This window comes from Mesorhizobium sp. M0854, assembly GCF_040319815.1.
In the GTDB taxonomy this organism is placed as follows: domain Bacteria; phylum Pseudomonadota; class Alphaproteobacteria; order Rhizobiales; family Rhizobiaceae; genus Mesorhizobium.
In genome coordinates this window covers 232196-254049 of sequence record NZ_JAMYOL010000003.1, presented here as the reverse complement: position 1 = coordinate 254049, position 21854 = coordinate 232196, and the positions used below count along the sequence as shown (strand labels likewise).

The 21854-nt window shown below is 62.9% G+C and carries 27 protein-coding genes and 1 pseudogene; 9 read left to right on the top strand and 19 right to left on the bottom strand.

The genetic code is table 11. The features are described 5' to 3' along the window. Nucleotides 1–45 precede the first annotated feature (45 nt). The 5 genes from NKH99_RS06960 to NKH99_RS06940 all read left to right on the top strand — a co-directional run bounded on the left by NKH99_RS06960 (nucleotide 46) and on the right by NKH99_RS06940 (nucleotide 3677). Nucleotides 46–756, top strand: coding sequence for a glutathione S-transferase family protein (locus tag NKH99_RS06960; RefSeq protein WP_353013329.1), 711 nt, complete (start codon nucleotides 46–48; stop codon nucleotides 754–756). A 314-nt stretch (nucleotides 757–1070) separates the two neighbouring features. Then, nucleotides 1071–1706, top strand: a complete 636-nt coding sequence (bluB, locus tag NKH99_RS06955; RefSeq protein WP_353013327.1) for a 5,6-dimethylbenzimidazole synthase — start codon at nucleotides 1071–1073, stop codon at nucleotides 1704–1706. 146 nt (nucleotides 1707–1852) lie between these two features. After that, nucleotides 1853–2149, top strand: a complete 297-nt coding sequence (locus tag NKH99_RS06950) for a DUF1905 domain-containing protein (protein WP_352479261.1) — start codon at nucleotides 1853–1855, stop codon at nucleotides 2147–2149. 239 nt (nucleotides 2150–2388) lie between these two features. Beyond that, nucleotides 2389–2811, top strand: a complete 423-nt coding sequence (ndk, locus tag NKH99_RS06945) for a nucleoside-diphosphate kinase (RefSeq protein WP_023677669.1) — start codon at nucleotides 2389–2391, stop codon at nucleotides 2809–2811. 257 nt (nucleotides 2812–3068) lie between these two features. Next, complete coding sequence (locus tag NKH99_RS06940; RefSeq protein WP_352771755.1) at nucleotides 3069–3677, top strand: class I SAM-dependent methyltransferase; 609 nt, start codon at nucleotides 3069–3071, stop codon at nucleotides 3675–3677. 75 nt (nucleotides 3678–3752) lie between these two features. Here NKH99_RS06940 and NKH99_RS06935 read toward each other — a convergent pair whose 3' ends face one another. From NKH99_RS06935 to NKH99_RS06905, 7 genes are all read right to left on the bottom strand, one after another. Beyond that, nucleotides 3753–4022, bottom strand: a complete 270-nt coding sequence (locus tag NKH99_RS06935) for a hypothetical protein (RefSeq protein ID WP_352501870.1) — start codon at nucleotides 4020–4022, stop codon at nucleotides 3753–3755. Nucleotides 4023–4215: 193 nt separating this feature from the next. Next, nucleotides 4216–4983 (bottom strand): YbaY family lipoprotein, encoded by a 768-nt coding sequence (locus tag NKH99_RS06930; protein ID WP_352820222.1) that lies wholly within the window; start codon nucleotides 4981–4983, stop codon nucleotides 4216–4218. 65 nt (nucleotides 4984–5048) lie between these two features. Further along, on the bottom strand, nucleotides 5049–5528 hold the full coding sequence (locus tag NKH99_RS06925; protein WP_352771114.1) for a molybdenum cofactor biosynthesis protein MoaE: 480 nt from the start codon (nucleotides 5526–5528) through the stop codon (nucleotides 5049–5051). A gap of 3 nt (nucleotides 5529–5531) precedes the next feature. Continuing rightward, entirely contained in the window at nucleotides 5532–5789 is a 258-nt protein-coding gene (gene moaD, locus NKH99_RS06920) for a molybdopterin converting factor subunit 1 (protein WP_023677674.1), read from the bottom strand. 1 nt (nucleotide 5790) lies between these two features. Further along, nucleotides 5791–6387, bottom strand: a complete 597-nt coding sequence (gene pgsA / locus NKH99_RS06915; protein ID WP_023719790.1) for a CDP-diacylglycerol--glycerol-3-phosphate 3-phosphatidyltransferase — start codon at nucleotides 6385–6387, stop codon at nucleotides 5791–5793. 100 nt (nucleotides 6388–6487) lie between these two features. Beyond that, a complete protein-coding gene (uvrC, locus tag NKH99_RS06910) occupies nucleotides 6488–8566 on the bottom strand; it encodes an excinuclease ABC subunit UvrC (protein WP_353013325.1) in 2079 nt (692 codons plus the stop codon). Further along, nucleotides 8563–9339, bottom strand: a complete 777-nt coding sequence (locus NKH99_RS06905; protein WP_352472599.1) for an SDR family oxidoreductase — start codon at nucleotides 9337–9339, stop codon at nucleotides 8563–8565. Before NKH99_RS06905 ends, uvrC begins: the two co-directional genes overlap by 4 nt. A gap of 419 nt (nucleotides 9340–9758) precedes the next feature. Between NKH99_RS06905 and NKH99_RS06900 the strand changes: the two genes are divergently transcribed. Continuing rightward, nucleotides 9759–10409 carry an outer membrane protein gene (locus NKH99_RS06900; protein WP_292662341.1) on the top strand — a complete coding sequence of 217 codons (651 nt, stop codon included), beginning with the start codon at nucleotides 9759–9761 and terminating at the stop codon, nucleotides 10407–10409. A 77-nt stretch (nucleotides 10410–10486) separates the two neighbouring features. Here the strand turns inward: NKH99_RS06900 and NKH99_RS06895 are convergent, their stop codons facing one another. The 3 genes from NKH99_RS06895 to NKH99_RS06885 form a co-directional block, all read right to left on the bottom strand. Then, entirely contained in the window at nucleotides 10487–11083 is a 597-nt protein-coding gene (locus NKH99_RS06895; RefSeq protein ID WP_352472598.1) for a glutathione S-transferase family protein, read from the bottom strand. 486 nt (nucleotides 11084–11569) lie between these two features. Next, nucleotides 11570–11989, bottom strand: a complete 420-nt coding sequence (locus NKH99_RS06890; protein WP_352493235.1) for a hypothetical protein — start codon at nucleotides 11987–11989, stop codon at nucleotides 11570–11572. Nucleotides 11990–12484: 495 nt separating this feature from the next. After that, nucleotides 12485–13165 (bottom strand): DinB family protein, encoded by a 681-nt coding sequence (locus tag NKH99_RS06885; protein ID WP_353013323.1) that lies wholly within the window; start codon nucleotides 13163–13165, stop codon nucleotides 12485–12487. On the opposite strand from NKH99_RS06885, the gene NKH99_RS06880 reads away from it, so the two are divergent. Beyond that, nucleotides 13113–13715: a TetR/AcrR family transcriptional regulator gene (locus tag NKH99_RS06880; RefSeq protein WP_023677682.1), complete on the top strand. Its 603-nt coding sequence runs from the start codon at nucleotides 13113–13115 to the stop codon at nucleotides 13713–13715. The genes NKH99_RS06885 and NKH99_RS06880 overlap by 53 nt on opposite strands. Nucleotides 13716–13753: 38 nt before the next feature. On the opposite strand, the gene NKH99_RS06875 is transcribed toward NKH99_RS06880, so the two are convergent. Beyond that, nucleotides 13754–14506 carry a sulfite exporter TauE/SafE family protein gene (locus NKH99_RS06875; protein ID WP_353013563.1) on the bottom strand — a complete coding sequence of 251 codons (753 nt, stop codon included), beginning with the start codon at nucleotides 14504–14506 and terminating at the stop codon, nucleotides 13754–13756. Between the two features lie 116 nt (nucleotides 14507–14622). Here NKH99_RS06875 and NKH99_RS06870 point away from each other — a divergent pair, with 116 nt between their 5' ends. Further along, on the top strand, nucleotides 14623–14982 hold the full coding sequence (locus tag NKH99_RS06870) for a VOC family protein (protein ID WP_352685013.1): 360 nt from the start codon (nucleotides 14623–14625) through the stop codon (nucleotides 14980–14982). A 36-nt stretch (nucleotides 14983–15018) separates the two neighbouring features. Here the strand turns inward: NKH99_RS06870 and NKH99_RS06865 are convergent, their stop codons facing one another. From NKH99_RS06865 to NKH99_RS06850, 4 genes are all read right to left on the bottom strand, one after another. After that, nucleotides 15019–15471 carry a hypothetical protein gene (locus NKH99_RS06865; protein ID WP_023677684.1) on the bottom strand — a complete coding sequence of 151 codons (453 nt, stop codon included), beginning with the start codon at nucleotides 15469–15471 and terminating at the stop codon, nucleotides 15019–15021. Between the two features lie 124 nt (nucleotides 15472–15595). Then, entirely contained in the window at nucleotides 15596–16444 is an 849-nt protein-coding gene (locus NKH99_RS06860) for a 23S rRNA (adenine(2030)-N(6))-methyltransferase RlmJ (RefSeq protein WP_352817574.1), read from the bottom strand. Then, a complete protein-coding gene (locus NKH99_RS06855; protein WP_353013320.1) occupies nucleotides 16441–17052 on the bottom strand; it encodes a hypothetical protein in 612 nt (203 codons plus the stop codon). The genes NKH99_RS06860 and NKH99_RS06855 overlap by 4 nt, the downstream gene beginning before the upstream one ends. A 4-nt stretch (nucleotides 17053–17056) precedes the next feature. Further along, on the bottom strand, nucleotides 17057–17728 hold the full coding sequence (locus NKH99_RS06850; protein ID WP_352771742.1) for a TetR/AcrR family transcriptional regulator: 672 nt from the start codon (nucleotides 17726–17728) through the stop codon (nucleotides 17057–17059). Between the two features lie 85 nt (nucleotides 17729–17813). Between NKH99_RS06850 and NKH99_RS06845 the strand changes: the two genes are divergently transcribed. Then, nucleotides 17814–18281 (top strand): carboxymuconolactone decarboxylase family protein, encoded by a 468-nt coding sequence (locus NKH99_RS06845; RefSeq protein ID WP_352541657.1) that lies wholly within the window; start codon nucleotides 17814–17816, stop codon nucleotides 18279–18281. Between the two features lie 27 nt (nucleotides 18282–18308). Here NKH99_RS06845 and NKH99_RS06840 read toward each other — a convergent pair. The 4 genes and pseudogenes from NKH99_RS06840 to NKH99_RS06825 form a co-directional block, all read right to left on the bottom strand. Further along, nucleotides 18309–19297: pseudogene (locus NKH99_RS06840) on the bottom strand (aminoglycoside phosphotransferase family protein). A gap of 118 nt (nucleotides 19298–19415) precedes the next feature. Then, complete coding sequence (locus NKH99_RS06835; RefSeq protein ID WP_023719810.1) at nucleotides 19416–19865, bottom strand: DNA polymerase III subunit chi; 450 nt, start codon at nucleotides 19863–19865, stop codon at nucleotides 19416–19418. A 38-nt stretch (nucleotides 19866–19903) separates the two neighbouring features. Then, on the bottom strand, nucleotides 19904–21400 hold the full coding sequence (locus tag NKH99_RS06830) for a leucyl aminopeptidase (protein WP_352771661.1): 1497 nt from the start codon (nucleotides 21398–21400) through the stop codon (nucleotides 19904–19906). 49 nt (nucleotides 21401–21449) lie between these two features. Further along, nucleotides 21450–21833 (bottom strand): VOC family protein, encoded by a 384-nt coding sequence (locus NKH99_RS06825; RefSeq protein ID WP_352471101.1) that lies wholly within the window; start codon nucleotides 21831–21833, stop codon nucleotides 21450–21452. Nucleotides 21834–21854: the final 21 nt, after the last annotated feature.

Sequence of the window (21854 nt, the reverse complement as noted above, 5' to 3'; positions counted from 1 at the left end):
CGGGTCTGTTTCGGGCATAGTTAGACTGCAAGGACGCTGCCGCCAATGACCATTCTGCTCTATGACCTTGTCGGACGCGATGCCGCCCGCCCATTCAGCCCACATTGCTGGAAGGTGGCGATGGCGCTGGCCCACAAAGGGCTCGACATCACCAGCGTGCCGACCCGTTTCGTCGAAGTGCCGAAGGTGGAAGGCGGCGTCTCGAAGCTCGTTCCGGTGATCCGCGACGGCGAGACGGTGGTCGCCGATTCCTTCGCCATCGCGCTCTATCTCGAGGAGACCTATCCCGAGCGGCCGACGTTGTTTTCCGGCGACGGCGGCAAGGCGACGGCGCGCTTCATCGAACGCTGGTCGCAGCTGACCATCCATCCCTACGTCACCACCGCTGCGATACTGGACCTGCACGCTATGCAGGACGAGGCGAACGCCGCCTATTTCCGGCAGAACCGCGAGCAGCGCTTCGGCAAGCGCCTGGAGGCGGTTTACGCCACCCGCGACGCTGGGCTCGCCGGCTTCCGCGCCTCGCTGGAGCCGCTCCGCTCGATGCTTGGCTATCAGCCCTTCATCGGCGGCCCGTCGCCGCTGTTTGCCGACTACATCGTTTTCGGCGCGCTGCAATGGGCGCGCATCGCCACGCCCTACCGGCTGCTCGACGACAGCGATGTCGTGGCGCAATGGTTCGAACGATGCCTCGATCTGCATGGCGGCCTCGGCCGCACGGTTGCGGCCGCAGCGATCTCCCCGCTCGAGAGTTGAAATCGGCAGTTTTCATCGGCGGCGCCACATTTTGTTCTTGCTTTGTGCCGGCAGCTATGCTACTAATTTGGGTATGGTGATGATTCGCACCGACGCCCGCCCGGCTTGCCGAGGCGGGTTTTGTTTTGCCGATCGAGGTCCAACGGCGTAGATCGCGGCGATGCCGTCCGGCCTTTAGCTGAAAGTTGCCAGCCGGCGAAATGCGACAATGCGGGTAGACGAAGTGTCGCTCGAAGCGCCTCATCAGCGCCTGGATCGAAGCAAACAAGACGAACATCCGGCGAACCGGGCAATCACAACAAAGGCAGCGCGCCATGACCGCAAACCCAGAGTTCCCGGCCGATTTTCGCGCTGCGCTCGCCAACCTCTTCCTGTGGCGGCGCGACGTCAGGCGGTTCAAGCCGACGCCGCTCCCCGATGGAGCGCTGGAGCGGCTGCTCGAGCTTGCCAGCGCCGCACCGTCCGTCGGGCTGAGCCAGCCCTGGCGCTTCGTCGTCGCCGAGAGCGAAGCATGCCGCGCCGCCGTCAGGGCCTGCTTCGAGCGCTGCAACGCGGAGGCACTCCAAAGCTTTTGCGGTGAACGCGCCGCCCTGTATTCGCGCCTGAAGCTTGCCGGCCTGAATGAGGCGCCCTGCCAGCTTGCGGTTTTCGCCGACCGCGCAACCGAGCAAGGGCATGGGCTCGGCCGCCAGACCATGCCAGCCACCATAGACTATTCGGCTGTCATGGCGGTCCACACGATGTGGCTGGCGGCGCGAGCCGAAGGAATAGGCATGGGCTGGGTCTCGATCCTCGATCCGGCCGAGATGGCGACGATCCTGGACGTGCCGCCGGAGTGGACACTGATCGGTTACTTCTGCATCGGCTACCCCAGCGAGAACCACAGCGTGCCGGAACTGGAGCGGGAAGGCTGGGAAACCCGGCGGCCGTCTATCGTGACAAGGCGGTAGTGGAATGGCGGCGCTGCGCGGGGAAGAATGACTCCTCCCTGCAGGGCTGTGGATGTCATGGATGGTTTCGCCGATCGTCAGCATTGCCAGCAAGACAGCATGGCAAAGCCAGTCGTGACGGGCTTGACCTGAGGGAAGGGCATAGAATGTTTCGCTACGACATGCAGGCCGAGATCTGGGTCTATCCGGGCAAGGGCGGCTGGCATTTCGTGACGCTGCCGCCCGAGCTTGGAGCCCGGATCAAGACGGCGATGGTGGGGATGGCAAGGCCCTGGGGCTCGCTTGGCGTGGAAGCCGTCATCGGCCAGACCAGATGGCGGACATCGCTGTTTCCCGACAAGAAATCCGGCAGCCTGCTCTTGCCGATCAAGACCGCGGTGCGGGTCCGCGAAGGCCTCGGGGCTGGCGACACGGCCAACCTGACGATCGAGATGCAGTTATGACGACGTTGGGTCAGGCTGACGACGACGCGCTATAGCCCAGTCGGTCGGATCCAAAGTGGGTACCGGTTGTCGGAAAATCCGATGCTCAACAAAAAGATGAGCGGCGGCATGGTTCGACTTGAAAGTCCGCTGCCCAGCGCAGAAATGCGCGCTGCACCGGCCTCCCCTTGGCAAGCCGGCGGGCGGCTTGTATAGAGCCCGCCACCCTCAATTCCACTCTCCATCACAAGGACGATCCCATGGCGCTCGAACGCACTTTTTCCATGATCAAGCCGGACGCGACCCGTCGCAACCTCACCGGCGCTATCACCAAGATACTGGAAGATGCCGGCCTGCGCGTCGTCGCTTCGCGCCGGGTGTGGATGAGCCGCCGCGAGGCGGAAGGTTTCTATGCCGTCCACAAGGAGCGTCCGTTCTTCGGCGAGCTGGTCGAATCCATGTCGTCGGGCCCGACAGTCGTGCAAGTACTGGAAGGCGAGAACGCCATTGCCAAGAACCGCGAAGTGATGGGCGCCACCAATCCGGCAAGCGCCGCCGAAGGCACCATCCGCAAGCTGCACGCGCTGTCGATCGGCGAGAATTCCGTACATGGTTCCGATGCGCCGGAAACCGCCGCGCAGGAGATCAAATACTGGTTCTCGGACACCGAGATCGTCGGCTGAGCCGGCATCCCGAACCCCATCAAAGAGGCCGGCGCAACGCCGGCCTTTTTTGCTAAAGCGCGTCGCGTTCGACCGGCCTCATGCGACGGGCTTCAGGTTCTTGTCTTGATGCATGTCGTTATCGCAAAACCGCTGCACAGTTTTGCGCGACATGCAGTGGCGGACATTTTCAGCTTCAGGCTCCTCGACGGGTCACGGGTGCGTTAAGCTCGGAGGGGCGGATCAAACGCGGTCCCGACAATGGAGCCGACCAGGCCATGACCAGCACCATTCCCGGTTTCTTCCAAGGCACCGAAATGCCAACCAGCGGCTGGTGGGAAGCGCTGTGGCCCGAGCCTGCCAGTGTCCTGGCGGCAGTCGGCATGAAGCCCGGCACGGACGTGGTCGATCTCTGCTGCGGCGACGGCTGGTTCTCGCTGCCAATCGCCAGGGTCGCCCGTCATGTAATCGCTATCGACATCGATGCCGATCTGCTCGAAGTCGCCAGGCGGCGGCTGGCCGAAGGAGGCGCGAGCAATTGCGAGTTTTTGGCGGGCGACGCCTATGAACTTGCCAGGCTGGTGCCTCAAACCGTCGACTTCGTCTTTATCGCCAACGCTTTCCACGGCGTTCCGGATCGGCCGCGGCTTGCCCGCGCCGTGCGCGCGACGCTTGGCCCTGCCGGTCGTTTTGCCATCGTCAACTGGCACCAGTATCCGCGCGAGCAGACCACGGTCCTGGGCGAGCCGCGCGGGCCAAAGACCGAGCTGAGGCTGTCACCCGAACAGACCACCGCGTCGGTGGAAGCGAGCGGGTTCAAGCTCGCCGAGCTGGTTGATGTGCCGCCCTATCACTATGGCGCGGTATTCAAACTCGCGACGAATTGAGAAATATCGCATGAGATGCGGCATCGTCGCCCGATACATGTCGCCCGCCGCCCCCTAGCGGCGGGTTCTGCCAGTCTATTTCGCCTCGCGTTCCTTCACGTTCGCATGTTCATTCGCCGCTGCCGTGTCGGTGGACGGGGTCTTGGTCTCTTCACCTGAAAACGGGCTGCCCTGCCCCGGTGCGAGATCGCCGCTATGGCCGGCCTTGTTGGTCTGGAACGGTTGGCTGTCCGCTTTGAGACCGTGGTCAAGAGCATTGACGAGATGGTCGTCCGCCTTGGCAAGGCCGGTAAAGGCAAGGAGCGATGCACCGGTGGCGGCAAGGATAAGCGTGTGCGTTTTCATGTCTGGACTCCTTTGAGTTAAGGCCAGAACGAGCCGCAGCCATTCTGGCGGCTTCAACGAAGGGACAACGTCCCTTTTGCCTTACCCGCCATTTTATGTGGAACTAACGCGCCCTCTGCCCGGCCTATTCCCGCTGAAACACAATGTGATCGGCATGCAGCTGCCGCAGAGAGTAATCGGCTTGGGTGATGCGCTAGCTCGCGGCGTTGAAGCGCAGGATGTCGCGGCCGTCTCTGTCGGCGATGACAAGCTTGCCGGCGTCGACGTGGTAGGATGCTGCTTTGGCCAGCGCCTCGAACAGCGCCTTTTCCTCGGCCATGACCTGAGGCGCGCAGGCCTTGAAGGTCGAGCCGATGTCGCTGACGGCGATCGTCGAGCCGTCTACCTTGGCAGTGGCGAAATAGACGTTGCAAGGGCCGCTGCCGCCGGCCTTGCCGGCTTCGCTGATGCGGAATGTCGCCCGCGGCTCGGCAATCACGCCGACACCGTCGATATATTCGACCAGCCAGCTTTGGCCGAACACCGAGGCTGCCGCCGGCGCATCGCTCGGCGCCGCCATTTTCAGCATGATGGTCTGTGGCGCGTCGCTGAGCGGGTCGACCTGATGGCGCGCATCTGTGACGAACAGCAGCCGGTCGTCGACAGTGATGCGCGCCTGCAGCGCGTAGGTCATATCAGGCCGGATCACCCGCGGGTCGAAGCTGATCTCGAACTTGATCGGCACCTGGCCGGCCGGCACCACCTTGCGCTCGCCGATGATTGCGGCCGGCGCGTCGGCCAGCGACACGTCGGCAAGCTGCACGGAAAGCACGGCATTGGGCGGCAGCGCGATGCGCTCGCGATACATCACCTCGCCCTTGAGGGTCTTTTCGGCAGCCGCAGAACGATCCGGGACGGCCAGGATGCCGACGGCCAGCGGCACCAGTCCGAAGATGAAGAACTCGGCGATCCTGTCCAGCATGATCCTGCTCCCCTTCCGGCAAAGGGTTTCGCAGGATTACGGTCAATGAATGGCTGTCGCGGGATTTATTCGGACGGCGGCTGCTTCCAGCGGCTCGCCGCCTTGTCGTCGGCATCCTTGGCATCGACCCAGCCGCCCTCGGAACCGTCGCTATGGTGTTCCTTTTTCCAGAACGGCGCCCGTGATTTCAAATAATCCATCAGGAAATTCGCGGCCTCGAACGCCGCCTGCCGGTGGGCGGAAGCGGACACCACCAGCACGATGTTTTCGCCCGGCGCGATCTTGCCGTGGCGATGGATGACGGTGAGCCCCTGCAGCGGCCAGCGCTCGATTGCCTCGCCGGCGATGCGGGATATCTCGGCTTCCGCCATGCCGGGATAATGTTCGAGCTCGAGCGCCGAGAGCCTGCCTTGCTCGTCGCGGCAAAGGCCGGAGAAGGTCACCACAGCGCCGATATCGTTGCGACCCCTGGTCAGCCTGGCGATCTCGGCGGCGACGTCGAAATCCTCCGCCTGGATGCGCACGACCGGCACCACCGCGGACATGGTTCAGCCACCGGTCATCGGCGGGAACAGCGCGATCTCGCGCGCGCCGGCGATCTTCTCGCGGTGCTCGACATGTTCCTGGTTGATGGCGACGCGGATCACGTCAGGATATTGCAGCGCGTTCTCGTACTCCTCGCCGCGCGATTTCAGCCAGCGCAACAGGTCGGCGACCGTTTCGATGCCGGCCGGCAGTTCGACCTCTTCCTCCGGTCTGCCGATCCGCTCGCGCACCCAGGCGAAATAGATGAGCTTCGTCGACATCCTATTCATCCATGATGTGCTTGAGGCCGGCGCGGAAATAGTCGTAGCCGGTGTAGAGCGTCACCAGGGCTGCGATCCACAGCAGCACCAGCCCGGTCTGGGTGGTCAGCGGGAAGATCTTGTCGCCGGCGGGACCTGCAAGCAGGAAGGCGATGGCGATCATCTGGATGGTGGTCTTCCATTTGGCGAGCTGCGTCACCGGAACCGAGACCTTCAAGGCCGCCAGATATTCGCGCAGGCCCGAGACCAGGATCTCGCGGCACAGGATGATGATCGCCGCCCATAGCGACCAGCCGGCGATGCCGGCATGGCGGTCGGTGTCGGCGGCAAGCAGCAGCAGGCAAGTGGCGACCAGCAGCTTGTCGGCGATCGGGTCGAGCATCTTGCCGATGTTGGAGGTCTGCTGCCAGGCGCGCGCCAGATAGCCGTCGAAGTAATCGGTGATCGAGGCGAGCAGGAAAATGATGAGCGCCGACCAGCGCGCGAAGTCGCTCGATTTCAGATGGCCTTCCAGGAAGAAGCACAGCACCACCAGCGGCACCGCCAGAATGCGGGCGTAGGTGAGCATGTTGGGCAGGTTGAACGCGCGCTGGGACATGTTTTGGGAACTCTTTCTGCCTGCTTAGTCAAATCAGAAGCGAATGTGGGGGGTCAACAGGCCAGAATCGATTAGCCAGCCGAAATATCGGCAATACGTCTTAGCTCTCGTGAAAATGATTGTAGACCAATTTCGCCACCTGCTCGGAAATGCCGTCGACCTTGACCAGGTCCTCGACGGCGGCACGGCTGACCGCCTTGGCCGTGCCGAAATGCATCAGCAGCGCGCGCTTGCGACCGGGTCCGATGCCGCTGATCTCGTCGAGCGGGCTCTTGACCATCTCCTTCTTGCGGCGGGCGCGGTGCGAACCGATGGCGAAGCGATGGACCTCGTCGCGCAGCCGCTGGACGAAATAGAGCACCGGATCGCGAACGGGCAGCGAGAATGGGGCCTTGCCCTTGACGAAGAAGCGTTCGCGGCCGGCATCGCGGTCCTGACCCTTGGCGATGCCGATGGCCACGACGTGGTTCTCGATGCCGAGATCGGCGAGGATCTCGCGCACCGCCGTCATCTGGCCCTGGCCGCCGTCGATGAGGATGACGTCGGGCCAGGCGGGGAAGCCGCCCGCGTCCTCGATATCGTCGCCCGGTTCGGTAGGGCTCGCCTCGCCCGCGCCCTCGGTTTGCGGGGCGTCGCCATGTTCCTTCAACAGCCGCGAAAAGCGCCGCTGCATCACCTCGCGCATCATGCCGAAATCGTCGCCCGGCGTGATCTCGGTCGAGCGGATGTTGAACTTTCGATACTGGTTCTTCACAAAACCTTCCGGCCCGGCGACGACCATGGCTCCGACGGCGTTGGTGCCCATGATGTGCGAGTTGTCATAGACCTCGATGCGCACCGGCGGTTTTTCCAGGCCGAAGGTCTCAGCAAAGCCAGTGAGCAGCCGCGCCTGGGTCGAGGTTTCGGCGAGCCGCCGGCCGAGCGCCTCGCGCGCGTTCTGCAGCGCGTTGTCGGTCAGGTCCTTCTTCTCGCCGCGCTGCGGCACGGAGATTGACACCTTGCGGCCGGCGCGGGTGGAGAGGGCCTCCGCCAGCAATTCCTGGTCCTCGACGCCATGCGACAACAGCATGGTGCGCGGCGTCGGCTTGTCGTCGTAGAACTGCGCCAGGAACGATCCCAGCACCTCGCCGGCTTCGAGCGCCGGATCGGCCTTGGGAAAATACGCGCGGTTGCCCCAGTTCTGGCCGGTGCGGAAGAAGAACACCTGGATGCAGACCTGGCCGCCCTCCTGATGGATGGCGAAGACATCGGCCTCGTCGACGGTCTGCGGATTGATGCCTTGATGGCTCTGCACATGCGACAGCGCCGCCAGCCGATCGCGATAGATGGCGGCGCGTTCGAAATCGAGGTTCTCCGAAGCCTGCTGCATGGCGGCGGAGATCTCCGTCTTCACCTTCTGGCTGCGGCCGGAGAGAAAATCCTTCGCCTCGGCGACAAGCCTTGCATAGTCGCCGTGCGAGATTTCGCCGGTGCACGGGCCGGCGCAGCGCTTGATCTGGAACAAAAGGCAAGGCCGGGTGCGGTTCTCGTAGAAGGAGTCGGTGCAGCTCCTGAGCAGGAAGGCGCGCTGCAGCGAGTTGATGGTACGGCCAACTGCGCCGGCCGAGGCGAAGGGGCCGAAATAGTCGCCCTTGCGCGAGCGCGCGCCGCGGTGCTTGTAAATACCGGGCGAGACATGGTCGCCGGTCAACAGGATATAGGGGAACGACTTGTCGTCGCGCATCAGCACGTTGAAGCGTGGCCGCAAGCGCTTGATGAGGTTGGCTTCAAGCAGCAGCGCTTCGATCTCGGTGCGGGTGACGACGAACTCCATCGTCGATGTCTCGCGCACCATGCGGCCGATACGGCTGGTGTGGAACCGGCCTTGCGCGTAGCTGGTGACCCGCTTCTTCAGGCTGCGTGCCTTGCCGACATAGAGCACGTCGCCGGCGGCATTCATCATGCGGTAGACGCCGGGCGCATTGGGCAGCCGCTTTACCAGCGTCTGGATCACCTCGGCGCCGACCATACCGTCGGCGTCGCCGGCATGCGGGGTCCAGTCGATGGCGGTGAAGGTAACGTCCGGACCGCTGGCTGCAGGCTCGACGACCTCCTCGGCCGCCTCGTCCTCGAGGTCGATTTCGGGCGGCAGGTCGTCGGCGCCACCGCGCGTTTTTTGTTTCTGGTCCATGGGGCTCATTCCGTCATGCCTGTCACATCGGGCGTCTGCCATGCAAGATGCTGGCCGCCGTCAAGCGCGATCATCTGGCCGGTGACCGAGCGTGCCGCCCAGAGATAACGGATAGTGGCACCGAATTCCGGCAATTCCGGGCCGCGTTTCAGGATCAGCCCGGCAATCTGAGCATCGAAATCGCTGTCGTGCTGGCGCGTGTTCTTCAAGGTCGGGCCAGGACCAATGGCGTTGACACGGATGCGGGGACCCAGCGCCTGCGCCATCATCTCGGTCGCCGCCCACAACGTCGACTTCGACAGCGCATAGGAGAAATAACGCGGCGTCGGCCGCCAGACGCGCTGATCGATCATGTTGACGATCAGCCCCTCACTGTTCTGCGGCAAGGCCCGGGCGAAAGTCTGTGCCAACAGCGCCGGCGCCTTGACGTGCATGGCGAAATGGCGATCCCAGGCCGGCCAGTCGAAATCCTCAACGCTGTCGTGCTCGAACAGCGAGGCGTTGTTGACCAGCAGCGACACCGGCCCGAGCGCCGCCGCCGCGCGACCGACCAGGTTGCTGACGGCGTCCATCTCGGTCAGGTCGGCAGCAATCACTGCGGCCCGGCCATGTCGACCAAAATGACCACTGTTGATTTCGGCCGCCAGTGCCTCCGCCTCGGCCAGCGAGCGATTGCAGTGAATGGCGACGGCAAAACCATGCGCGGCAAGATCTTCGACGATCGCCCTGCCGATCCGTTTCGCACCGCCCGTCACCAGTGCCGTCGCGGCGACCTTGCTCATCTGTCAATCCTTAATCCGATGCCGATTCCGGCCTGCCGGGATCGCGCCGGCAAATTATGGCCCGCCAAGCGTTAAATCCCATTTCCACCTGGGGCAGGATTGTGGCAAAGTGCCCGGTGGGCGTTTTGGCTCGACCGGAATTCGGGCCAGCCCGCCCGCAATATAGGGCTCTGGAGCCCTTACACCAAGCCGTGTGCAGTGCAGCACGGCGAACCTGCTGACATTCGCTGTTGCGAAGATGCAACGTCAAGGTTCTGCCTCATTCGTGCCAGGGAATGACCCAAGTTCAGGTTCGCTTCAGCCGCATTTCGACACGACATTTGGAACCGTTGAACGCCGGATCCGTTTCATCCCCCGGACGGGTTGAGGGCGCTCATAAACAACAAGCCTGTGTCCTGTGGCTTAAGGAGTAAAGAACAATGCAAGCCAATCTTAAATTTGCGCGACCGCTCGCGGTGGCGTTTGGGCTGTTCGCCCTCGGCGGAACCGCCTATGCCGCGGACGTGGTTCAGGAAGAGCCGCCGGCACCTGCCCCGATCGCAGAACTTCCGGTCGCATCCTGGGCCGGTCCCTATGCCGGTGTGAGCGTCGGCTACGGCTTCGCCGGCCACGCCAAAGCCAAAGACATTGGTGTCGACGTCGACACCAAGGGTTTTGTCGGCGGCGTCTTCGGCGGCTATAACTGGCAGCAGGAGAACTTCGTCTACGGTGCCGAAGCCGATATCGGCTACAACGGCGTCAAGGGCGACGATGCCGGCATCGAGGCCAAGGGCGGCTTCGAGGGCTCGCTGCGTGCCCGCCTCGGCTACGCTGTCACCCCGGACATCCTGCTCTACGGCACCGCCGGTGGCGCGCTGAAGAACCAGAAGATTGAAGCTGCCGGCGTAAGCGATACCAACACGCAGTTTGGCTGGACAGCCGGCGTCGGTACCGACATCAAGATCACCGACAATGTGTTCGGCCGTGTCGAGTATCGTTACACGGACTTCGGCAGGAAGGACTTCGACGGTATCGGCAAGGTCAAGTCGACCGACAATCGCGTCACTTTCGGCGTCGGTATGAAGTTCTAAGTCGTCCAAGCCACGACACGAAAAAGCCGGGCCTCGCGCCCGGCTTTTTTTGTGGCACCGGTTGAGGCCGCCCGCCCTCAAGCCGGGATGGCGGGCTTCAGCTCCGGGAATTTCTCGTCGAAGCGTGCCGCCCAGCGCGTCAGCCGGCCGCGGCCCTTTTCCCATTTTCCAGCGAAGCGCAGCGAGAGATAGCCGAGGCAGGCGCGCAATGCGATCTGGCCGAGGGTGATTTTCTTCGGCAGCTTCGGCGGGTTCGCGTTGAGCAGATCGAGCGCGTCCGAAATCTTCGTCCACTGGCGCTCGAGCCAAGGCTGGTAGACCATCTCTTCCGGCCGTGTGCGCCGCTCGTAGACCATCGACAGCGCGCAGTCGCAGATGCCGTCGGCCAATGCCTCCAGCACCTCCGCCTCGAGGCGCTTGTCGGGATTGCGCGGAAACAATGCGTTCTTCGACATCCGGTTGAGATGCTGGGTGATGGCGCGGCTGTCATGGACCGAGCGGCCGTCGTCGAGCACCAGCACCGGGATCTTGCCGAGCGGATTGGCGCCGATCAGCGCGGCCGGTCTTTCCTCGGTCTTTATCGGCACGAGATCGACGGCGATGCCGGCATGAAGTGCTGCCATGCGCACCTTGGAACTGTAGGGAGAAGTAGACGCGTAGAGCAGTCTGGGCATTGTCGATTCCTGTTTGCCGGCTACAGCTCCATATGCCCCATTGGACGCGCGAAGGATGCGGTAGCATTGTGACTTCGCGCATGACCCTCACCGAAAATCGATTCCGACAGGGGCTCGTGCATGGGCACTGTTGACCGATCATGCAGGGTTCATCAACGGCCAGAGGCGGAAAACCCCGCCGCCAGCGTACAACCATTGTCTCGCGTTCGGATGCGATGAATCGGAGGTGCGTCGGCAGACGCGAGCACGTCGGACAATCCAGATCCGAGCAACTACCAACTAGGCCTTGCACCGAAGGTTTGGTTTTGGCAGCCACAAAAATCCCACCGGACTTCGCCGCACGGCGAAGTCCTGGGAGCTGCGAAAAGATGTCTTCCTCCCGCCTCTTTCTCGTCCTGCCCGACCGTCAGCCAGCAAGCGAGGCGCCTATTAGGCATCCCGCCATGGCTGTCTTGAGTACTGTCCCCGGCGATCGGAGAACGGCGACTACTTCTTGGCCTTCGCCTTTGCGGGCGCTGCCTTCGGCTTGGCCGCGGGCGCTGCTTTCTTCACTGCTGCAGAAGATTTCGCAGCGGCGGCCTTTGCCGGTGCTGCCTTCTTCGCAGCGGGCTTCGCCACGGCCTTTGCAGCCGGCTTCTTGGCCGGTGCAGCCTTGGCCTTGGCCGGTGCTGCTTTCGCCTTGGCAGGTGCTGCTTTCTTCACGGCCGGTTTTGCCGCGGCCTTGGCGGCCGGCTTTTTGGCCGGCGCTGCTTTTGCCTTAGGCGCAGCGGCCTTCGCTTTGGCCGCGGGTGCTGCTTTCTTCACAGCAGTTGCGGCCTTTGCCGCGGCTGCTTTTGCCGGTGCTTTCTTTGCCGGTGACTTTGCCGGTGCCTTGGATGCCGGCGCTTTGGATGACTGCTTAGCCATATCATGCCCCTTCCGTTGTGCCGACGGCCGTTATTGACCCGGCGCGCATTGCATATCTGACTCGCGGCTTGCTAGCCAGCGAAGCATTAGAATGATTTTTGCAGCTTAAGTTTCGGTTACGGCGAGCGCGCGACCATTTTACCCGCGCAAAAACCGGCTGCGAATCTTTGTGTCCCGCAGCGAAGTTCTGCGACAGAAATTCTGGTCGCTCTATCTCGACCGGTCTTCTCGTCAAGCTCAGGACCTTTTCGACCAGCTTTTGCGCTTCAACGTCCGACGCCCAGCGCGAACATTGTCAAGAACGAAGGCGGTCGCCCGCCTCGTCTTGTTCGAAAAGATAAACTACAGGTAAGTAGGAAGCAACGCGACGAGCACGCCGCTGCACTATCTTGCACGACGCGATGAAAGTAAGCAGATAGCTCGCATTTCTGAAGGACAGGATATCGCTCGATAGATCCGGTCGAGCCGACCTCGTGATCGAATGCGCTCGGCCGTTCAGGCGCCGAGCGGCTCACGGCTCATCTGCAGCCGGCGCGAAGGCTCGGCCCTGTGGAGATGGACGGCGAAGGTATCCCATGGCAGCATGACCGAAATCTGCGCTAGGATGCGCCCCGCTTCACCGCGATGATAGCCGCCGTGCAGTACGACGTGGGTCAGCATTTCCTGTCGCGACATCAATGCCTTATCCCCGTCGGTGAACACGAATGCGACGGACTCGGACAGCTGCCGCGACGAAACGGTTTCGAGATAATCGAGATACCAGCGATCGGTCGCTGCGACCGCGGCGCGAAGTTCGTCGAACGCCGGCGTGTCCTCGGTGGTGTCGGCGGAGTAGCCATGGCTTGCGTCAACCAGGTGCGCCGAGAATATCCGCGACACCACATGGCTGTGATCGATGAGCCCTATCACGGCCTGCCGTTCCTTGCCGTGAACATGCGGGTCGAGACTCGCGAGCTTTTCCAGCAGTTCGTCATTGGGCCCAGGCCTGATAGGCAAAACAGGCTGCGAAGCAGAGCGAGCGCATTCATAGTCGGTGTCCTTTTCCGGAAATGCGAGTATGTTGTTTATATTTTCAGGAGAATGGGCGAACGTGTCTACTCGCATTGCAAAACCGCATCCGCGCATGCGCAAACAGCCGCGCCAGGCGCGTTCCAGGGCAACCGTCGAGGCGATCATCGAGGCGGCGGCTCATGTTCTGAGCGGGCTGGGCTGGGCCGGCTTCACCACCAACAAGGTTGCCGAGACAGCAGGTGTAAGCATCGGCACGCTCTACCAGTACTTTCCCGACAAGCTTTCCCTGCTCGCTGCCGTCCGGCGCCGTCACTTCGATCATGTGCTGTCGGTCATTCGCGATTCGGCGGAAGACCAAAAGCCGCTCAGGAAATTCGCGCAGGAGCTGGTGCGCGGCATGATCGCCGCGCACAGCATTCACCCGACACTACATCAGGTGCTGCTCGACGAGGCGCCGGGCGATCGCGGCTCCAGGGCCGCCCATGCTTCGTTCCAGGCACAATACCTCAATCACTATGCGACTGCTGTCGCCACTTATCGCAAGCCAAGGAAAGGCGCCGACATGGAGACCGTGGCGCGCGTGCTATCGTCAGCGATCGAAGGTGTGATCCACAACGCGGCACGCCGGAACATGCTCGCCGCGCCGGAGCTGCAAAAGCAACTCGTCGAACTGATCTGCGCCTACCTATCGGGAGCAGGCCGCATCGGTCGATAGCGCATGGCACGGCGGAAGTCGGGATTTCTGTGTGTCGTTCAAATCCGGCTTATGAGGTGCGGCAAGGACGATGCCAACAATGCCGCACCTGATGCGGCCAAGAGTGTGAGGACGATCTTTCGAAAAGTAGCCTCGCTAACGCCGATGTAGAGTCTCGCGCCAAGGAGTGTCGGTATCAACATCGCCGGCGCGACGACGGCAAACATCGGCAGCATTTCGAGCTTGATCTTTCCGGCCGCAAGATAGGCGGCCATCGTCATGGAGAGGGTCACAAGGTTGAAATTCTGGATGACAATACGCTGCCTGTCCTTTTCCCATTGGCGCAGCACGCACCACAGCGTTGGGACCGGGCCGGTGAAGCCGCCAAGTCCACCCATGATGCCGCCGACCAGACCTATTGCACCGTCTGCAACAGGACCCCCGACCGTGATGGGAGGGAGGCGACGCGCAAAGAGCATCAACGGACACCAAACGACCAGCAGCGCGCCGAAGACCAGCTTGAACAACTGCACATCCAGCAAGGGCAGGATGGCGACACCGACCGGAATCCCGATGATCCCGCCGATCAGGAAGGGCAGCAGAAGCTTGAGGTCGAAGCCCCGGCGGACGGTGACGGCGGCGATGATCTGGCCGGTGAGCGCCCCAAAGACCGCCATGGCGGCAGCAAGCTGGGGCTCCACGGTCCAAACCCAAATCGACATGGCAACCAGGCTGAAAGCGAACCCGGAAAGCCCCTGGACGAAGCCTGCAACGACCGCGCCGAGAGCAACAGTATAAACAAGCGAATCCATGTGGTGCTGTTTCCCCGCAAAATGATCGATGTGGTCGGTTGGCGTTGACATGCATGGAAGTCTCCGATTTTCGCAACCTCGTCCGACCTTGGACCCTCAACACCAGAGAGGTATGAATGTCCACCTTGCCGAGCTTGGCATTTGTCACATGGTTTTCGGCTGATCCCAGATCAGCCGCGGCTTTCTACGCGAATTTCGGAATTGTCTTCAGGCAAGAGCAGCATGGCTCCGGTCCGATACATTTCGCGTTCCAAGGTGAAGGGCTTGCGATCGAACTCTATCCGGCAGAAGCAACGACGCCGGAAGGAGCGGGAACGATGATCGGCTTCGAAGTCGCCAACGCAGATGAAGCTGCTTCTGCCGCCAAGGCCAACGGCTTTGGAATCATTGCGGACGTCAAGGCGACGGCTATGGGCAGACGTGTGATCGTCCGTGATCCTGATGGCCGTCAGGTGTTCCTTTTCTCGACCACCTAAGTGACGCAACAATCCGTCGGGATCGGAAGGCGCTGGTCAGCGCAGGACGCGGCACCGGCCGTTGTAGACCATCCAGCGGTCGAAGCCCGAGACGCAGAATTCGACATTGTCGCCGATCGAGGCAAAGCCCTGGCCCTCCTCGATCAGGTACCAGATGGTGCGAGCGCCGCCGTCGGAGAGGCTGACGGTGGCGCCGCAATAACGGCGGCCGATCGGCCAGGTGTCGTCGGCCGGCAGATAGCGATGCTGGTGGATGCGCTGGAAGTCGACGATCTGCACATCCGGCAGATGCGGCACGTGATGCACCTGATAGGAGAAGCGGTCGGTGATCTTGTTCAGCACCCAGGCCTCGCCGCAGACGCCGCTATCCTCGTCGGTATAGATTGCAAGGTCGGCCGCCTGGACTGCCTGGGTGACGCCAAGAGGCGCGGCCAGCGGCGTGCAAAAGGCGAGCAGTGCGGCAAGGGCGGATTGGGCGAAGCGAGTCATGGCAGCCTCTCAAGGTCGACTACGCGCACTGTGCGGATTCGCTGACGCGCGGTCAAGCGGTTGTAGCGACCGTGGTTGTGGTGACGATGGTTGCGCTGACGGAACGGCAGGGCCACGCCTCAAACTACTCTCCCGCCAGCCAATCCAGCGTCCAGTGCGACGGCTGCTCAAGTGCAAGCAGCCGGTGCAGCGCCGGCAGCAGCGTCCGTAACTCACCCTCCAGCGTGAAGGGCGGATTGACCACCACCATGCCGCAGCCGTCGAGGCTCGGCTCGACGGCGTCCGGCCTGATCTCAAAACCGATGTCGAGCAGCCTGGGAATGCCTGTCTGCTTCAGCGCCTTGCGGAAGGCGGCGACCGCCCTGCGGTCCTTGAGCGGATACCACAGCGCGTAAATCCCTCCTGGCCAGCGCCGATGGGCTCTTTGCAGCCCGTCGACCAAGCGACCGAATTCGCCCTCTTCCTCGAAAGGCGGATCGATGAGCACGAGGCCGCGCTTTTCCTTTGGCGGCAGATGCGCGCCGAGCGCCAGCCACCCGTCGAGCTCGATCACCCGGGTCTGGAAGTCACCGTCGAACAGCGACTTCAGCCTGGCGGCATCCTTAGGATGCAGCTCGACCGCCGACAGCCGGTCCTGCTTGCGCATCAGGTGCCGGGCGATCAGCGGCGAACCCGGGTATTTTTTCACGCCGCCGTCCGGATTGAGCGAGCGGACGGCTTCAAGATACGGCGCCAGCAGTGCTGCCGCCGGCGCATCGAGGGCCGCATCGACGAGCCGGCCGATGCCGCCTTGCCATTCGCCGGTCTTTTGCGCTTCGGTCGAGGACAGATCGTAACGGCCGATCCCGGCATGGGTGTCGATGACCCGAAACGCCTTGTCCTTCTGTTTCAGATATTCAATCAGCCGGCTGAGCACGACATGCTTGACGACGTCGGCGAAGTTCCCGGCATGGTAGGCATGGCGATAGTTCAATTGGAGCCCCTGCCCCAGCGCGGCGGTGGCGGCTGCGAGTTCGGATTTTCCGGCCGACGGCCGCCGAAACGGAATGCCAGCACCAGCCCGACCAGGCCCGCCGCCATCAGGGAAAAACCAACCGGGCGCGCCCGGCGGTCGACCTCGCCGGCCCCCGAGCGCAGGACGAGATCGACGGCCTGCATCGGAATGCCTTCGGCGTCGCCCGGACCGACGGTGAAGATGTAGGAACAAGGGGTAACGGTCGGGATCAGGCCGGCCTCGTCGCGAAAGATCCTGTCCGGCAGTTGCGGGCTGACCTGGCGCGGATTGTCGGAGTGATTGAACTGCAGCGTCGAGGCGAGCACCGTCCTGCCGCCAGTGGCGGCAGTGAGGGTCAACACAGTGCGCTGCTGCGAGACGATGCGCTCGGCTCTTGCCGTAAGGTCGACCAGCAGGCGTAGCGGCCCGTCGCGTGCGCTCAGGGCCACCGTTACTGGCTTGAACCGGCCCTGGTCGTAAACTCGCCAGGTGCCGATCTCACGGCCGGAGAAATTGGTCATCGCCCAGGGATAGACGACGCCGATGCCGGTGCCGATGAGCAGTATCAGGGCGAACAGGGAGCGCATGACATCAAGACCCGGTGTTCGGCGCGCTGGCGCGGTCGCGGGCGTTCTCCATTTCGTCCAGGAGCATGTCAAGGCCAAGATCAAACGTCCGGTCGAATTCGGCGGTGCCGAAATAACGCCCGGCCGCAGCTACTTTTGGAAAATCCTGCGCCAGTTGCTCGTCGCTGACGATGGTCACGGCCGAAGGCCCCTTTGCATAGCCGGCAGTCTCGTCGAGGATGGCACCCATCAGATAATAGCCAGTGGTGCGGAACAGCCGCGCACCCAGTTGCGGTCCGAAGCCGCCGGCCTCGAACAGGCCAAGGATGCCGTTCAGCCAAGTGAGACAGGTCGGCGAATTCATCCGGTAGGTTACAAGGAACGTGGCAAAGGCCGGGTGCTCACGCGCGACGCGGCGGAAATCCTGCACGGCAATGCGTAACCTTTGTCGCCAAGGGAGGTCCGCGTCGGGCATTTCGAGGGAGCCGATCAGCCGATCCACCAAGGCTTCGAAGAGATGCGCCACCGAAGGAAAGTGGTGATAGATGCTCATGGCTTCGCAGCCGAGTTCTGCCGCCAGCTTGCGCATCGAAAACCCGGCGAGGCCCTCGCTCTCGATCACCTTCAAAGCGGCATCCTCGATCATCTCGCGAGACAGCCGGCCGCGCGGTCGCTTTTTTTTGATCGATGTGTCCATGGTGCCGCTTGACAACTTACGCTGTAAGGTTCATTTTCGACGTTACCTTACACCGTAAGGCCAACAAACGCCAGAGGAGAATGTCATGTCTGCCTATCGTACTCTTTCATCAACGCATTCTTCCATCCGCCGCGCCTGCCTGCTCGCCGCCACCTGTGTGCTGACCCTGGCTGCAGCTCCTTCTTATGCCGATGAGTATGACGCGACCGTCAAGGACATCCAGTCGACCATGGGCGGCGTACCGAGTTTCGTAATGCAGTTCCCGAAAGCCGGTCTGCCTGGTGCATGGGCCGAGGTCAAGGCCATCCAGCTCAGCGACAAGACGGCGCTGCCGCCGAAGGTCAAGTCGCTGATCTCGCTCGCGGTGGCGGCGCAAATCCCGTGCAACTACTGTATCTGGTCGGACACGCAGGACGCCAAGCGCGCCGGCGCCACCGACGAGGAGATCCAGGAGGCGGTCGCCGTTTCAGCGCTGACCCGCCATTGGAGCACCATCTTCAACGGCATGCAGGTCGATTTCGATACGTTCAGGAAGGAGATGGGCGGGCAGTGATGCTTTCGTTATTAGAGCGGGACGCGTTCAGACTGAATTAGCCTTCCCGTTTCGACTGTTTGTGTGATCCGCCAGCACCTCATCGATGACCCGCCACGATTTTTCCGCCTCGCGCTGGTTGCCGTCATGTCCCGAAGCGACGATCAGCGCCTTCCACAGCGCCCAGCCCCGTGCGCGCGCCCAGCTGTGCTCGTCAAGGGCAATGGCGTCGCGGAACGCCTGACGGCTCTCGCCGTAAAATTCCGTCCACGCGATCACCAGATCACAGGCAGGATCGCCGATAGCCGAACTACCGAAATCGACGACCGCGTAGAGCTTGCCATCTTCGACGAGCAGATTGCCCGAGGCGACGTCGCCATGGACCCAGACCGGCGGGCCGGGGCAACGGGAGGCCAAGGGCCGCGCCCCCCACGCCACGGCCGCCGCCCTGGAGCTGAGGGCCCCCCCCGCCCCCCGCCCGGCGCCCCTGGCCATCGCGCGCCAGGGGCCGTCGCCCACACGGCCTCGGCGGCGGCCTTGTCGATGCGGCCGCCGAGCGCCGAGAGCGCGGCTCGGGTCTCGGCGTCGTAGACCGAAAGCCGGCCACCGCGGTGGAAATTATGCTGCCCTGCCGGTGGCCCGTCGGCAGCGTCGATCCGGTAGAGCGCAACCAGAAAGCCGGCCAGCGAACGGGCGAACTCAGTAAGATCGGCAATCAGTCCACCAGCCGCCGGTCTGCCGCCAAGCCAGCGATAGACGGACCAAGGCCATGGATAGCCTTCCCCGGGCGCGCCTTTGGCCAGCGGCACGGGTATCGGCAGAGATAGGTGAGGCGCCAAGCGGGGCAGCCAGCGATGCTCCTTCTCGACCTGGGCGACATAGGCGGCAGCGCTCGGCAGCCGCACCGACATGCTGTCGCCCAGCCGGAACGTGCGGTTGTCCCAGCCGCCAGGCTCGACCGTCTCTACCGGCAGGTCCGCCCATTTGGGGAACTGCGCGGCAATCAGCCGGCGAACAAGTGCGGCATCTATCGGCATGCCTGGCGTTCGTTCATCGGGCGGCATCGGGCTTGCTCCGGTCTTCTGAATAGCCGGCGGTCCATCTTTTTGTCGTCGCACTCTTGCGGCGCCAGTGATTCCCTTGCCGGCAAATTCTCTAAGCCTTGCGTTCCCAGCGCCGGTCAGGCGTTTGCTGCCAGTAGGTCACGGTGTGGCCGGCCTCCTTCATTGTCTTCCAGTGCGTGCGTGCCGCCTCTAGCTGGGCTGCATCGTGACCGTCGAACAGGAACACGGCGCGCTGGTAGCCGCCAAGCTCCGGCGGCACCGCCCCATCGACCAGGAAGCGTATCTGCGCCTGGTTCGGATTGTCAGGGCCGACGGTCAGAAGCACCGGCTGCTCGGCGGGATGGGCTTCGCGATCCGTTGCGTGGGCCAGGAATGAATCGTCCCGGAAAGTCCACAGATGCTGGTCCAGCGCGTCGCGCCGTTCCTCGGTGCCGGTCTGCACCACGGCACGCCAGCCGCGATCGATACTGCGCTCCAGGAGGCCGGGCAACGCATCCTCCAGCGTCGATTCGGTCAGGTGATAAAACAGAATCTCGGCCATGCGTTCAGTCTACATTGTCGGAGTCCCGCCCCAGCCGCTCATTGCTCGTAATGATCGCGCACCAGCCGGTCGAGCAGCCTGACGCCGAAGCCTGAAGCCCATGACTGGTTGATCTCGTTGGAAGGCGCGCCCATCGCGGTGCCGGCGATGTCGAGATGCGCCCAGGGCGTGTCCTTGACGAAGCGCTGCAGGAACTGCGCGGCGATAATGGCGCCGCCATGGCGGCCGCCGATGTTCTTCATGTCAGCATTCTTGGAATCGATCAGCTTGTCGTATTCGGCACCGAGCGGCATGCGCCACACCCGCTCCTGCGTCGCCTGTCCGGCCGCCGTCAACCGGTCCGCCAACTCGTCATTGTTGGAGAACAGGCCGGCATAATGCTGGCCGAGCGCGACCATGATGGCGCCGGTCAGCGTCGCCAGATTGATCATGAATTTCGGCTGGAAGCGGTCGTTGCAGTACCAGAGCGCATCGGCCAGTACCAGGCGGCCCTCGGCGTCGGTATTGAGCACTTCGATAGTCTGACCCGACATCGAGGTGACAATGTCGCCGGGTCGCTGAGCGTGGCCGTCGACGGCATTTTCAACCAGCCCGACAATGCCGACGACATTGACCTTCGCCTTGCGCGCGGCCAGCGCGTGCATCAGGCCGGTGACGGCAGCAGCGCCGCCCATGTCGCCCTTCATGTCCTCCATGCCCGACGCCGGCTTGATCGAATTGCCGCCGGTGTCGAAGGTGACGCCCTTGCCGACGAAGGCGACCGGGCTTTCCTTGGCCTTGCCGCCGTCCCACCGCATGACCGCGATGCGGGCGCCACGCGGCGAACCCTGCGCTACGCCCAGCAGCGAACCCATGCCGAGCTTCTTCATCTCCTTCTCGGCCAGGATCTCGACCGTGACGCCGAGCGCCTCCAGTTCGGCGATGCGGGCGGCGAATTCCACCGGTCCCAAAACATTGGCCGGTTCATTGACCAAATCGCGCGCCAGCAAGACGCCGTCGATCACCGCCGCTTCATCGGCGAAGGCCTTCTTTGCAGCTGCCGGATCGGCGGTGTGAATAGTCACCTTGACCGGCTTTTTTGGCTCGCGCCTGTCGTCACCATTGTTCTTTTTGGTCTTGTACTTGTCGAAGGAATAGCTGCGCAGCAGGATGCCCGCTGCAAGCTGAACGGCTTGCCTGCCGCTGACGGCCGCACCGGGAAGATCGAGCACGACGGCCACTTCGGTTGCCTTGCGAAAGGACGCGGCAATCGTGCCGCCGAGCTTCAGCCAGGCATAATCATCGAGATTGGAGCCCTTGCCGGCACCGACCGCCACCAGCCGCTCGAGCGATGTCCCTTCCGGTGCCAGCACTTCGACCAGGCTGGCGAATTTGCCGGTGAAGTCGGCGACCGGGAAAGCCCGCTCGAGGGTCTTTGCCGGATCGCAAGCCCTGGCGGCATCGCTGAGGCCGCCCTCGTCGGCCACCAGAACGAAAACGCTGCCTTTTTTGGGCGCGGCGAATTTGGCAAAGGCGATCGAGGGTCTCGAATTCATCATGTCCTGCTTTCGGGGAAGTGAGTTGGATTATTGCGAGAAACGTTCGTCAGTGAGCGGCGGGTTGAAACAGCTCGATGACATTGCCCGATGGGTCTTCGAGCAGCGTCTGGGAACCGCCGACGCCCGTTATGATATCGTTGCGAAAGACAAGTCCAGCACTCTTGAGGCGCGCAACCTCTTCTTTCAGGTCCGGCACCACCAACAGGATGCGATTCCAACCTCCTGGCACCGGCTGCCGGCCATCCGGCATCGCCCGTGCACCCGAACTGCCGGGGCCGCTTAGAAGGAGCCGTAAAGCGCCGCGTGTGACGGAAGCAAAAGCCGGTCGCGCGTCCTGTTCAACAGCGAAGCCCAGATGTCCACAGTAGAAGTCGATCGAGGCGGCGACATCATCGACCATGTAGCGAATGCTGACTGGCGTCATGACCATTGACCTTTCGGTTCGAGCACC